This is a genomic window from Stenotrophomonas sp. 24(2023), assembly GCF_030913365.1.
Classification (GTDB): domain Bacteria; phylum Pseudomonadota; class Gammaproteobacteria; order Xanthomonadales; family Xanthomonadaceae; genus Stenotrophomonas.
Genome location: NZ_CP133160.1, coordinates 1,189,022 through 1,202,271, shown reverse-complemented (window position 1 = coordinate 1,202,271; position 13,250 = coordinate 1,189,022). Strand labels below are relative to the sequence as shown.

At 68.5% G+C, this 13,250-nt stretch carries 12 protein-coding genes; 11 read left to right on the top strand and 1 reads right to left on the bottom strand.

What is annotated here, in order from left to right; genetic code table 11:
• Positions 1-129 precede the first annotated feature (129 nt).
• The 7 genes from Q9R17_RS05290 (at position 130) to gnd (ending at position 7,534) form a co-directional block, all read left to right on the top strand.
• Positions 130-408: a YbeD family protein gene (locus tag Q9R17_RS05290; RefSeq protein ID WP_308157390.1), complete on the top strand. Its 279-nt coding sequence runs from the start codon at positions 130-132 to the stop codon at positions 406-408.
• Positions 396-1,106: a lipoyl(octanoyl) transferase LipB gene (gene lipB, locus Q9R17_RS05285; protein WP_308157389.1), complete on the top strand. Its 711-nt coding sequence runs from the start codon at positions 396-398 to the stop codon at positions 1,104-1,106. Before Q9R17_RS05290 ends, lipB begins: the two co-directional genes overlap by 13 nt.
• A gap of 17 nt (positions 1,107-1,123) precedes the next feature.
• The gene (gene lipA / locus Q9R17_RS05280; RefSeq protein ID WP_308157388.1) at positions 1,124-2,137 is read left to right on the top strand and encodes a lipoyl synthase; all 1,014 of its coding nucleotides are present in this window, start codon (positions 1,124-1,126) and stop codon (positions 2,135-2,137) included.
• Between the two features lie 275 nt (positions 2,138-2,412).
• On the top strand, positions 2,413-4,590 hold the full coding sequence (locus Q9R17_RS05275; protein ID WP_308157387.1) for a carboxy terminal-processing peptidase: 2,178 nt from the start codon (positions 2,413-2,415) through the stop codon (positions 4,588-4,590).
• Positions 4,591-4,750: 160 nt separating this feature from the next.
• The gene (locus tag Q9R17_RS05270; protein ID WP_308157386.1) at positions 4,751-5,365 is read left to right on the top strand and encodes a DUF2242 domain-containing protein; all 615 of its coding nucleotides are present in this window, start codon (positions 4,751-4,753) and stop codon (positions 5,363-5,365) included.
• Positions 5,366-5,367: 2 nt separating this feature from the next.
• Positions 5,368-6,624, top strand: coding sequence for a hypothetical protein (locus Q9R17_RS05265; protein WP_308157385.1), 1,257 nt, complete (start codon positions 5,368-5,370; stop codon positions 6,622-6,624).
• 4 nt (positions 6,625-6,628) lie between these two features.
• Positions 6,629-7,534 carry a phosphogluconate dehydrogenase (NAD(+)-dependent, decarboxylating) gene (gene gnd, locus Q9R17_RS05260; protein ID WP_308157384.1) on the top strand — a complete coding sequence of 302 codons (906 nt, stop codon included), beginning with the start codon at positions 6,629-6,631 and terminating at the stop codon, positions 7,532-7,534.
• 75 nt (positions 7,535-7,609) lie between these two features.
• Here gnd and Q9R17_RS05255 read toward each other — a convergent pair whose 3' ends face one another.
• Complete coding sequence (locus tag Q9R17_RS05255; RefSeq protein ID WP_308157383.1) at positions 7,610-8,653, bottom strand: oxidoreductase; 1,044 nt, start codon at positions 8,651-8,653, stop codon at positions 7,610-7,612.
• 176 nt (positions 8,654-8,829) lie between these two features.
• Between Q9R17_RS05255 and Q9R17_RS05250 the strand changes: the two genes are divergently transcribed.
• From Q9R17_RS05250 to Q9R17_RS05235, 4 genes are all read left to right on the top strand, one after another.
• The gene (locus tag Q9R17_RS05250; protein WP_308157382.1) at positions 8,830-9,216 is read left to right on the top strand and encodes a BON domain-containing protein; all 387 of its coding nucleotides are present in this window, start codon (positions 8,830-8,832) and stop codon (positions 9,214-9,216) included.
• A 189-nt stretch (positions 9,217-9,405) separates the two neighbouring features.
• A complete protein-coding gene (locus Q9R17_RS05245; protein WP_308157381.1) occupies positions 9,406-11,223 on the top strand; it encodes an ATP-binding protein in 1,818 nt (605 codons plus the stop codon).
• Positions 11,220-11,660 carry a response regulator gene (locus tag Q9R17_RS05240; RefSeq protein WP_308157380.1) on the top strand — a complete coding sequence of 147 codons (441 nt, stop codon included), beginning with the start codon at positions 11,220-11,222 and terminating at the stop codon, positions 11,658-11,660. The genes Q9R17_RS05245 and Q9R17_RS05240 overlap by 4 nt, the downstream gene beginning before the upstream one ends.
• 4 nt (positions 11,661-11,664) lie before the next feature.
• Positions 11,665-13,188: an ATP-binding protein gene (locus tag Q9R17_RS05235; RefSeq protein WP_308157379.1), complete on the top strand. Its 1,524-nt coding sequence runs from the start codon at positions 11,665-11,667 to the stop codon at positions 13,186-13,188.
• Positions 13,189-13,250 lie beyond the last annotated feature (62 nt).

Sequence of the window (13,250 nt, the reverse complement as noted above, 5' to 3'; positions counted from 1 at the left end):
ATGAAAGCGCCGCGCATGCACTTGTCCGTTTTGCGAGCGACAACGACCTTTTCAGGTCCTGTTCGACGCCAGTGTGCGCAATATGCGACAAGGCTTGGGTTCGGCGGCCGGCATCCCCATAATCGCGCCATGGAAATCAAGTCCGACAACCCCGACCACGGCTTCCAGTTCCCCGGCCAGTTCGAGCTCAGCGCCATGGGCGCGGCCAACCGAGGCCTGGAGCATGAGCTGCCCCGCCTGCTGCAGTCCGCTGGGATCGATGTGCTCAACGAGCGCATCAGCTGGAAGCACTCCTCCAACGGCAAGTACGTGTCGGTGCGGGTGGTGTTCCGCGCCGAGACCCGCGAGCAGTACGACCTGGCCCACCAGGCGCTGCGCGACCACCCGGAAGTGAAGTGGACGCTGTAGCGCCCGCCTGCGCGGCCACGGCCGCCGCGCCGGCCGGTCCCGGCCAGCCGGCGCTGGTGCGCGATCTCGGCCGCCAGCCCTATGCGCCGGTGTGGCGTGCCATGCAGCGGTTCACCGATGCCCGTGGCGAGGACACCCCGGACGAACTGTGGGTGGTCGAGCACGACCCGGTGTTCACCCTGGGCCAGGCCGGCAAGGACGAGCATGTGCTGGCGCCGGGGGACATCCCGGTGCTGCACGTGGACCGCGGCGGCCAGGTGACCTACCACGGCCCGGGCCAGCTGGTGGTCTACCCGCTGCTGCGCCTGCCGCGGCTGGGGGTGGGCGTGCGCGACTACGTGTGCCGCATCGAACAGGCCATCATCGACACCCTGGACGAGTGGAACATCGGTGCCGAACGCCGCGAGGGCGCCCCGGGCGTGTATGTCGGCGGGGCCAAGGTGGCCGCGCTGGGCATCCGCGTGCGCCGCGGCTGCACGTTCCACGGCCTGTCCTTCAACGTGGCCATGGACCTGGAACCCTTCCACCGCATCAATCCCTGTGGCTACCAGGGGCTGCAGGTGACCTCGGTGGTAGACTTGGGGGGTCCGTCGGGAATGGACGCCGTCAAGCCGGTACTGCTGGACCACCTGGCCCGCCAGTTCGGCCTGGCCCTGCAGACCACGCCCGACCTGCCCGATTTGTCTGAGACGGCCTGACCGCCGCCGGAACCGCCATGACCGAATCCACTGCCCGCTCCATTCCCCTGCAGATGCTGCAGGGCGAGACCGCTCCCGTTGCCGCGCCCCTGCAGGCCGGCGTCAAACAGCTGGGCGGGGACAAGATCAACCGTTCGCCGGTGCAGTTCGCCGATGCCCCGGTGCTGCGCAAGCCGTCCTGGATCCGCGTGCGCATCCCGTCGGGCAACGCCGTGCAGCAGCTCAAGGCCAAGCTGCGCGAGAACCGCCTGGTGACGGTGTGCGAGGAAGCCAGCTGCCCGAACATCCACGAATGCTTCGGCCACGGCACCGCCACCTTCATGATCCTGGGCGAAGTCTGCACCCGCCGCTGCTCGTTCTGCGACGTGGCCCACGGCCGCCCCAAGCCGCCGGACGCCAACGAGCCGGCCAGCCTGGGCCAGACCGTGGCCGACATGGGCCTGAAGTACGTGGTGGTGACCAGCGTGGACCGCGATGACCTGCGTGACGGCGGTGCCCAGCACTTCGTCGACTGCATCACCGCCATCCGCGAGAAGTCGCCGGGCACCCGCATCGAAGTGCTGACCCCGGACTTCCGTGGCAAGGGCCGCATGGAGCGCGCGCTGGAGATCCTGGCGCAGAACCCGCCGGACGTGTTCAACCACAACATCGAAACCGTGCCGGACCTGTACCGCAACGTGCGCCCGGGCGCCGATTACCAGTGGTCGCTGAACCTGCTGAAGAACTTCAAGGCGCAGCACCCGTCGGTGCCGACCAAGAGCGGCATCATGCTGGGCCTGGGCGAGGAGTTCGAGCAGATCAAGGCCACCATGCGCGACCTGCGCGCGCACGACGTGGACATGATCACCATCGGCCAGTACCTGCAGCCGACCGCGCACCACCACCCGGTGCTGAAGTACTGGACCCCCGAGGATTACAAGGCGCTGGAAGACTACGGCTACGAGCTGGGCTTCAGCCACGTGGCCTCCGGCCCGATGGTGCGCTCGTCCTACCACGCCGACGTGCAGGCCAAGGGCGCCGGCGTCCGGTAAGCGGTTGCGCCGGGCCAGGCCCGGCGGCTCTTTCCCCGTGCGCTCGCCGGGCATGGCCCGGCGCTGCCGAACCGATCGGCGGGCCTGCCGCCGTCATGGCGCTGCACCGTGTGTCCGCGTGCCTTGCCCTGCATTCACAATTTGCTACACCGGCCCCGCTAGGCTGGTTTTCGGCCGGAACGTGGGCGGGTGACAAACCCGGCAACTTTCGGCACTGTCGTGGTGTCTGAACACCCCGCAGTCTCCCCCTTGGCAAGGCGCCTTCGAGCACGTCCATGAAATTCAAAGCCCCCGCACTCCTGATGGCCCTGGCGCTGAGCGCGCCGCTGGTGCTGTCGGCCAAGGCCGATTCGCCGGCATTGCCGGCTGCCGCCACCGCCGACCAGGTGACCACGTCCAAGCTGGTCTACGGACTGCTGTCCGACAGCCGCTACGCCTACCGGCCGCGCGCGCTGGACGAAGCGACCGCCAAGGATGTCTTCAAGCGTTACCTGGAAACGCTCGACGGCGGCAAGCAGTACTTCACCCAGGCCGATGTCACCCGCTTCGCGCCGCTGGAGGCGGGCACCGCCAACGCCATCCGCGGCGGCGAGCTGGACCCGGCCTTCCAGGTGTTCGCCGTCTACAAGCAGCGCGTGGGCGAGCGCGTGGCCTATGCGCGCAAGCTGCTGAAGCAGGAACCGGACTTCACCCTCGACGAGAAGTTCGAGTACGACCGCAAGAAGGTGCCGTGGGCGGCCAGCAACGCCGAGCTGGACGAGCTGTGGCGCAAGTCGGTCAAGAACGACTGGCTGCGCCTGAAGCTGGCCGGCAAGAAGCCCGACGACATCCGCAAGACGCTGGACAAGCGCTACGCCACGCTGGAAAAGTCGGTCAATGAACTGAAGGGTGAAGACATCTTCCAGTTCTTCATGAACGCCTATACCAGTGCGGTCGATCCGCACACCGACTACTTCACCCCGCGCACGGCCGAGAACTTCAACCAGGCCATGTCGCTGTCGCTGGAAGGCATCGGCGCGCAGCTGCAGCGCCAGGACGACATGGTGGTGATCCGCGAGATCATCGCCGGTGGCCCGGCCGCGGTGGACGGCACGCTGAAGCCGGGTGACCGCATCGTGGGCGTCGGCCAGGGCAAGAGCGGCCAGGTCGAGGATGTGATCGGCTGGCGCATCGACGACGTGGTGGCCAAGATCCGTGGCGCCAAGGACACCCAGGTCAAGCTGGAATTCATTCCCGCTGCCGAAGGCGTGGACGGCAAGCACCACTCGCTGGTGCTGACCCGGCAGAAGGTGCGCCTGGCCGAACAGGCCGCCAAGGGGGAAACCCTGAGCATCCCGGCAGCCAATGGCGAACCGGCACGAAAGATCGGCGTGATCAAGCTGCCGACCTTCTACCAGGACTTCGAAGGCCGCCGCCGCAACGCGGCCGACTACGCCTCGGCCACCCGCGACGTGGCCAAGCTGCTGGCGGGCTTCAAGACCGACAAGCTCGACGGCGTGGTGCTGGACCTGCGCAACAACGGCGGTGGTTCGCTGGATGAAGCCATCGAACTGACCGGCCTGTTCATCGAGCAGGGGCCGGTGGTGCAGGTGCGCGAGGCCGGTGGCCGCGTCACCGTCAACAGCGATCGCAACCCGGCCGTGGCCTGGGACGGCCCGCTGGCCGTGCTGATCAACCGCGGTTCGGCCTCGGCCTCGGAAATCTTCGCCGGTGCGATCCAGGACTACGGCCGTGGCCTGGTCATCGGTGAGACCACCTTCGGCAAGGGCACGGTGCAGAACATCGTCGACCTGGACCGTTGGCCCAGTGGTGAAACCCAGCGCTTCGGCCAGGTGAAGCTGACCATCGCGCAGTTCTTCCGCATCAGCGGCAGCAGCACCCAGCACAAGGGCGTGGTGCCGGACGTGGCCTTCCCGACCAGCATGGATGCCACCGAGTTCGGTGAAAGCACCTACGACAACGCGCTGCCGTGGACCCGCATCGCGGCCGTGCCGCACACCCAGTACGGCAACTTCGCCCCGCTGCTGCCCAAGCTGGAGCAGCGCCATGAAGCGCGCATCCCCACCGACCGCGAATTCCAGTGGTGGACCGAGGACGTGCAGCACTTCCGTGCCGAAGCGGCCAAGAAGTACATCTCGCTCAATGAAACCGAGCGCCGTGCCGAGCGTGACCGCCAGGAAACGCAGCGCAAGGACCGCCAGCAGGTGCGCAAGGAGCTGGGCCTGGACCTGGACCCGCTGGCCGATGACAGCAGCGATGACGGCCTGACCGGCAACGAGCGCGACATCGTCAAGGATGCCGCCCGCGAGAAGGCCGCCGAGAAGCGCCCGGACCCGCTGCTGCGCGAATCGGCCTCGATCCTGTCCGATGCGGTGAACCTGCTGGAAAACGACCGCCCGCTGTCGGCGCAGGTGCTGCCGCAGTCCACCGGTGCCGGCCGTTGGGCTGACTGAGCCCGGCCGCAGAGGAACCCCCAGGGGCCGGCATTGCCGGCCCCTTTTCGTTGCCGGCGCATGAACCGGCAGCAACAGGCCGGCCCGGCCCGTCCGGTCGTCGACCCGCCGCACACGAGGGGAGGACTACCCTTGGGGCACCGTCCTCGCAGGAGTACCCATGCGGGCCTCCCGTCTTTCCGTTGCGGCATTGGCCATTGCCGGCACCGTGGTACTGGCCGCCTGTGGTGGCCACGCGGCCGACAGCACCGTGCTGCGTGAATCGTTCGATTCCGGCGATACCTTCTCCCGTACCGTCGATGGCCGTCCGGCCGATGCCTGCGAGGCGGCCCGCCGCACCCTGCTCAGCCAGGGCTATGCGGTGGCCCGCGCCGATGGCAGCACCGTGGAAGGCAGCAAGAACTTCCAGCCGCGCCCTGATGAACATGAGCAGCTGGTGCTGCGTGTGTCCTGTGCCCCGCGTGGCGAGCAGGCCCTGGTGTTCGTCAGTGCCGTGCAGGACCGCTATGCGCTGAAGAAGAGCCCCACGTCGGCCAGTGTGGGCGTGGGGGCGATCGGTTCGGTGTCGCTGCCCTTCGGCAGCAACGACGACTCCCTGGTGAAGGTGGCCAGCAGCACCGTGGTCGATGCCGGGTTCTACACGCGCTTCTTCCAGCGGCTGCAGCAGTACCTGCCTGTTGCTGCGCCGGTGCCGCCACCGCCGCCGCCGCCGGCCGTGACACCGCCCCCTGCACAGGAGCCTGCTGCTGTTCCGGCTGCGGCCGGCCAGGAGTGAGCATGCGCGGCAGGGGAATGGGCCTGGCCCTGCTGCTGGCCTGGCCGCTGCAGGCCCTGGCCGTGCCCGGCTGCATGCAGGGGCTGCTGGAACGGTTGGGCTGGCGTTTCGAGGTGGCGGCGGTCGCAGCGCCGCAGGTGCACGGCGGTGCGGTGTGCCAGCGGGCCTCGCTGGCGGCCGCGCAGGCCGCCGGTGATCTGCGCGTGCAGTGGCCGATGGGGATGGAGGAGGCCGAACGCCAGGCGCTGCTGGCGACGTTGCTGGATGACCCGGCCACCGTCTGCGCTTACGCCTTCGAACTGGGGGCGGCCGCCCAGCGTGCCACGCAGGCATTGCAGGACAATCCGGGCTTCCGCTTTTCCGGCCTGCAACTGGGCTGGATCGGCTTCGGCCTGGGCGGCGCGCCGGCACAGGGCTGGCAGCGGGTGCGCAGCTTCGGGCGCGGCTACGTGCCGACAGGCCACAACAGCCGTGCGCTGCAGGCGTTCTACAGCGGCAACGTGCGCGCTGAATGTGGTGTAGGGCGGCAGGTCGCGCAGCTGGCCACCCAGCGCGAACTGTATGGCGATGCGGCGTTCGATGCCGAGTTCACGCCGGCCGAGCTGTCCATCGGCACGTTCCTGGCCCTGCACGGCACCGACAGCATCCTGCTCGGCGCGCATGCGGGTGAGTACGTGGCCGATGGCAAGGCCGTGCGCACCTCCGCGCTGGGGCGCCAGGCCTTCGTCGGCGTGCCCGGCTTCATCGAGCATGTCTTCGATCCGGCCACGCTGGACGACCTGAGCAACCAGGCCGAGAACTTCATCGTGGTCAGCGTGGGCGAACAGGCCGCGCAGGCCCTGGCCGACCACGGCGGCCTGGCCTGGTACGACCAGCGCAACCGTGAACTGTGGGCATTGGCGCAGGACCTGTCGCGGCTGGGCCAGCGCTACTTCGAGCGGCTGCTGTTCGAGCGCGATGCCGGGCTGCGCGCGCAGCTGGCACCGCGCTACCGGCCCGTGGTGGAGCGCATGGACCAGCTGCTGGACGATCCGTTCTACCAGCAGTTCGTGATCTACGTGCATCCGCGCGGTATACGTCCCATTGGCTACCACGTGATCCGCCTGCTCGACCGCAACCCGCGCACGCCGTTTTCGATCGACCTGGCGTTGCACAATCTGCATACCACGCTCTACCGGCGCTGGCGCGAGGCGCAGCTGCGCCACTGCGCGGCGACCGGCCGGCCAGGCAGCCTGACTTCCGACAACAACCGAAGGTGAAACAATGGATATTGCAATGATCGGCCTGGGCCGCATGGGCGCCAACATGGCCCAGCGCCTGCATCGCGGTGGTCACCGCGTCGTCGGCTACGACCCGGGCGAAGCGGCGCGCCAGCGCGCGGCCGAGGCGGGGCTGGAGGTGGTCGATTCGCTGGCTGCCGCGGTTGCCGCGCTGCCGGTACCGCGCGTGGTGTGGCTGATGGTGCCGGCCGGCGAGACCGTGGACCAGACCCTGGGCCAGCTGACCCCGCACCTGGCCGAAGGGGACATCGTCATCGACGGTGGCAATTCCAACTACCAGGATTCGATCCGCCGTGCCAAGGCGCTGGCCGCCGATGACCTGGGCTATGTGGACTGCGGCACCAGCGGCGGCGTGTGGGGCCTGCAGGAAGGCTACAGCCTGATGGTCGGTGGCGACGCGGCGGTGGTGGAGCAGATCGCGCCGCTGCTGCGCACGCTGGCACCGGCCGAGGATCGTGGCTGGGCGCGTGTCGGACCGTCCGGTGCGGGCCACTTCACCAAGATGGTCCACAACGGCATCGAGTACGGGATGATGCAGGCCTATGCCGAAGGCTTCGCGCTGATGGAGCGCAAGGAAGAGCTGCAGCTGGACCTGGCCCAGGTGGCCGAGGTGTGGCGCCATGGCAGCGTGGTGCGTTCGTGGCTGCTGGACCTGAGTGCCGACGCGCTCAAGCGCAACCCGTCGCTGGAAGGCATCGCCCCGTACGTGGAAGATTCCGGCGAGGGCCGCTGGACCGTGGCCGAGGCGATCGCGCTGGATGTACCGGCACCGGTGATTACTCTCTCGCTGCTGGAGCGCCTGCGTTCGCGCGAAGCCAATTCGTTCACCGACCGCCTGTTGGCGGCGATGCGCAACGAGTTCGGCGGCCACGCCATCAAGAAGTCGTAAGCCTTGCGCCGGGGTCAGGGTCCTTCGGCGTTGCCGAAGGGCTCCGCCCCCGGGCAGATCGACCGCCGTTTCCGATCATCCCAACGGCACCCGCCGCCCCTCGCGTGCGCTGCACATGCCCGCCTCCAGCAGCTGCATCAGCTGCAGCGCCTGCACATCGCTGACGGTCGGCTCGCCCTCGCCTCGCATCGCCGCTGCGAACTGTGCATACAGGTGGCGGTAATCGCCGGGCAGGTTGTCCACGGTGCTGCGCTGCACGCTGTCCTCGGCATCGCACTGCACGCATTCGCCATGCCGTGGGTCGATGCCCCAGCCCGGTGCCCCCGGCGCCACGCCCCGGCGCAGCTGGGCTTCCTGCACGTCCAGGCCATGCTTGATCCAGCTGGCGCGGTCGCCATGCACGGCAAAACGGGCGGTCGGTGCGGCCACCAGCGAACCGGCATGCACGATGGCGCGGTGCTGCGGGTAATGCAGCACCGCGTGGAAATAGTCGATGCCGGTGCCACCGCTGCGCTGCACGTCCAGATCGGCGGTGATGGCCTGCGGCATGCCGAACAGCACCAGCATCTGGTCCAGCAGGTGTGGGCCCAGGTCGTACCACAGGCCACTGCCGGGCCCCGCCTGTTCGCGCCAGCGCTCGCGTACCTGCGGGCGGAAGCGGTCGAAATGTGCGTGGCATTCGGCCACGTTACCCAGCGTGCCGTTGGCCAGCAGCTGCTGCAGGGTCAGGAAATCGGCATCGAAACGCCGGTTCTGGAACACCGTGGCGATGCGTCCGGCCTCGCGTGCCGCGGCCTGCACGGCCTGGGCCTGCGCCACGTCCAGCGCGAACGGCTTGTCCACCAGCACGTGCTTGCCGGCCTGCAGCGCCGCGATGGCCAGCGGCGCATGCTGGTCGTTGGGCGTGGCGATGACCACCGCGTCCACCGCGGGATCATCGAACACCGCCTGTGGCTGTGCCTGCACGTGCACATCGGTGAACTGCCGCAGCAACGTATCGCGCTGGCTGCTGACCACGCTGTGCAGCGCCAGGCCGGGGGTGTGCTGGATCAGCGGGGCGTGGAAGACACGTCCGGCAAGGCCGTAGCCGATCAGGGCCAACTGCAGGTCGGCAGGCATGGCGGGCTCCAGCAACGACGGTGGGGAAGGGCAGGGTAAACGACACGCGGCAGCGGCGGAACTCTGAACCGTTGCCGCACGCAGTCGCGCATTCACATCGGCATGACCACGGCGCTACGCGTGCCCAACACCCGCTTGCCGACACTGGCAGCCACATCCCTGAGGAGAACCGCACGATGCGCCTTTCGACCCGTACGCTGCTTGCTTCCGCCCTGGCCCTGGGCGTCGCGCTGTCCTCCACCGCGGCCCTGGCCAAGGACCCGGCAGCCAAATCCCCGCCCAAGACCGACGCGGCGGCCATGACCCATGCCGACCGCCATGATTCCAGCGAGCCGGTGACCGACAGCTGGATCACCACCAAGGTGAAGGCGGACCTGCTGGCGACCAAGAACGTGCCAGGCACCGAAATCAAGGTGGAAACGGTCAACGGCGTGGTCAGCCTGAGCGGTACTGTGGCCACCCAGGCCGAGCATGACAACGCCATCGCCAAGGCCAAGGCGATCAAGGGCGTCAGCCGCGTGGACGCGGCGGCGCTGAAGGTGAACGCTGCCGCCAAGCGCTGAGCCTGACCCTCACGCCACCACGACGGGCGCCCGCAGGGGCGCCCGTTTTTCGTTCAGGGAATTGAGCGGGGTGTGCATGTCGCGTGACCGCCTGCGCTATATTGCGGCTTCCGCCATGGTCGGCCCGGACCACCATGGCAGGCGTGGGTGCCCGACCGGCCCCGCCGTGGCCTTGGCTGACGAGGAACTATGGCGCTGGTTTTCAGTGACGACATCTGGGACCGCTGGCGGATGCCGGCCCTGGCGTTGGCCGCCGCCGCGATCATCGTGGTGCCTTGGTTGTTCCTGCGCAAACTCCAGGCCGACAGCGCGCAGGCCATGGCCTGGGTGAACCATACCCAGGCGGTGAGCGTGCTCGCCCAGCAGCTGCAGGCCGACGTGCGCGACATCGAGGCCGCGGCGCTGACCATGTCCAAGGGCGTGGACGGCCCCGGCCTGCGCGACCGCATGTCCAAGGCCGCCGAGATTCCCGGCAAGCTGGCCGAACTGGGCCGGATGACCCATGACAATCCGGACCAGCTGATCCGCATCGGCCGCATCGAATCGATGCTGGAAGGGCGGCTGGCGCTGGCGCGGCGGCTGGCCAGGGCCGAGCCGAACAGCGACCAGCGCGAACTGGTGAAGGACATGGCCACCCGTTACCCCATCCGCGCGCTGGTGGAGGAACTGCAGGCCAGCGAGCAGGCCCTGCTGGCCAAGCGTGCCCAGGAAGCGCAGCGACAGCGCCGGCAGACCGAGTTCGTTGCGTGGAGCTCGCTGGTCGTGCAGCTGGCACTGCTGGGCCTGGTGCTGTGGCTGCTGCGCCGCCAGGTGGGGCGGCGCCTGCAGGCCGAACGGCAGTCGCTGCGGGCGGCGGCGCGGGCGGCATCGGTGCTGCAGACCGTACGCGAACCGATCGTGCTGCTCGACCGCGAACTGCGCGTGCAACTGCACAACCCGGCCTTTTCCGAGCTGTATGGCCTGGCCGACGAACGGGCCGATGGCCTGCTGCTGGAACACGTGGGCGCGGGCAGCTGGTCCGACCCGCTGGTGCGGCAGCGCCTGTCCGACGTGCTGCTGCGGGGCCGCGAACTCTGGGATTTCGAGCACGAACAGCGCACCGCCGATGGCCTGGCGCGCTACATGCTGCTCAACGCGCGGCGGATGCCCCTGCCCGATACCGATGACGAAGTGGTGCTGCTGACCATCAGCGATGTCACGATGCAGCGCGCCGTGCAGCTGCGCGTGGAGGAACTCAACCGCCAGCTGGAAGGCAAGGTGGCGCAGGTGTCGGAAGTGAATCGTGAGCTGGAAGCCTTCAGCTATTCGGTTTCGCATGACCTGCGCGCGCCTCTGCGCCATGTCGCCGGTTTCTCCGACAAGCTGGCCCGCCATCTCGGTGCGGCCGCCGATGACAAGAGCCGGCACTACCTGGAGGTGATCGCCGGTTCCGCCCAGCGCATGGCCGCGCTGATCGACGACCTGCTGGTGTATTCGCGGCTGGGGCGCGCGGCCATGCGCCTGCAGGCGGTGGACATGCAGTCGCTGGTGGCCGATACCCGTGCGATGCTCGATGCCAACATCGCCTCGGACAACGAAGCCAGCGGGCGCACCCACCAGGTCCACTGGCACATCGCACCGCTGCCGATGGTGGTGGCCGACGAGAACATGATGCGCCAGGTGTGGTTGAACCTGCTGGGCAACGCCGTGAAGTATTCCGGCACGCGCGAGCCGGCCCGCATCCGCGTGGACCACGTGCAGCAGCCCGATGGCAGCCATCTGTTCACGGTCGGCGACAACGGCGCCGGCTTCGACATGGCCTATGCCGGCAAGCTGTTCGGTGTGTTCCAGCGCCTGCACAAGGCCAGTGACTACCCCGGTACCGGCATCGGGCTGGCCAGCGTACGGCGGGTGGTCACCCGCCATGGCGGCCGCATCTGGGCCGAGGCCGAGCCCGATGCCGGCGCCACCTTCCACTTCCTCCTGCCGCCCGCGCTCGACGCGGAAAAACAAGGGCACACCGCATGACGACCCTGCGAACCATCCTGCTTGCCGAAGACAGCCCGCATGACGCGGAAATGGCGATCGATGCGCTGAAGGAAGCGCGGCTGGCCAACCCCATCGTCCATGTCGAGGATGGCGTGGAAGTCATGGACTACCTGCTGCGCCGCGGCGCGTTCGCCAGCCGCGAGGAGGGCCTGCCCGCGGTGCTGCTGCTGGACATCAAGATGCCCCGCATGGACGGCCTGGAAGTGCTGCAGCAGATCCGCGAGCACGACGAGCTCAAGCGCCTGCCGGTGGTGATCCTGTCCTCCTCGCGCGAGGAAAGCGATCTGGCCCGCAGCTGGGACATGGGCGTGAACGCCTACGTGGTCAAGCCGGTGGACGTGGACCAGTTCTTCGGTGCGGTGCAGACGCTGGGCCGGTTCTGGGCGGTCATCAACCAGGCACCGGAGGGCGAGTGAGGCCATGCCCTTGACTGGACCGGCACTGGGACGCCTGCGCATCCTGCTGGTGGAGGATTCACCGGAGGATGCCGAGCTGATGTCCGAGCAGATGCTCGATGCCGGCATGGAAGCCGCGTTCGAACGCGTGGAGAGCGAGGCGGAGTTGCGCCAGGCGCTGCTGTCGTTCCAGCCGGATATCGTGCTGTCGGACCTGAGCATGCCCGGCTTTTCCGGCGACCAGGCCCTGCGCATCGTGCGCGATGCCGCGCCGGAGATTCCCTTCATCTTCGTTTCCGGCACGATGGGCGAGGAGAATGCCGTGGAGGCCCTGCAGAAGGGCGCCAACGACTACATCATCAAGCATTCGCCCGCGCGCCTGCCCTCGGCGGTAGCCAGGGCCGTGCGTGAAGCACGCAGCGCGGCGGAGCGGATGCGGGTGGAAACCGAACTGATGCGTGCCCAGCGCCTGGAAAGCCTGTCGCTGCTGGCTGCCGGGCTCAGCCACGACCTGCGCAACATCCTGCAGCCGCTGCTGATCATGCCGGACCTGCTGAAGGCGCGTACCGACGATGCGCAGCTGCACCATCTGGCCGATGTCATTGCCGAATGCGGGCGCCGTGGCCATGAGATGGCCGAATCGATGCTGTCCTTCGTGCGTGGCTCGCGCAAGCCCAGCGAGCGCATCCGCATCGCCGACCTGTTCGGTGCGGTGGCACTGCTGCTGCGCAGCAACCTGCCGCAGGCGGTCATCCTGCAGGTGGAGGTGGCCGATGAGGCACTGGCCGTGGAGGCCAACTACACCGAACTGCAGCAGGTCCTGCTGAACCTGGCGCTCAATGCGATCCAGGCGATGCCCGAGGGCGGGCGGCTGTGCCTGGAGGCCTGCCAGGACACCGGGGTGGCCGGCGAGGATGCGCTGCGCATCTCGGTCATCGACGAGGGCACCGGCATGGATGCCGATACGCTTTCGCACCTGTTCAACCCGTTCTTCACCACCAAGGCCAACGGCACCGGGCTGGGGCTGATCTCCTGCAAGCGCATCGTCGAGGGCGTCGGCGGCAGCATCCAGGTGCACAGCCGGTTGGGGCAGGGCACGCGTTTCGACCTGCGCCTGCCGATGCAGCAGCACGCCGAAGGCCTGGAGCCGGTGGAGCAGCTGATCGCCGCCGGCAGCGGCCAGTCGATCCTGGTGGTCGATGGCGAAGCCACGCGGCTGTCGCTGCTGGGCAATGCCCTGTCCAGCCAGGGCTACCAGCTGCAGCTGGCTTCCGATGGCGCCGCCGCGCTGCGCTGGATGCAGCAGGAAGCCATGCCGGCACTGGTGATCGCCGATGGTGGCTCCAAGCTGCTGCCGGCCAGCCAGCTGCTGGGGGAAATGGTGGCACTGGGCTACCGCGGTCCGGCACTGGTGCTGGAAGACACGGGCGTGGAGCCGGCGGGTACCGCGTTCCTGGAGGGGATCGACGTGCACCTGCTGCGCAAGCCGCTGCAGATGCAGCAGGTGTTCCGCGCCGTGGCCGAGGCGCTGGGGAATGACGCGGGATAGCGCAGTGCGGCGCAGGAAGCGCAGTCGGCCGGCACGCGACGCTGTCGGCGTATGACGCGTGA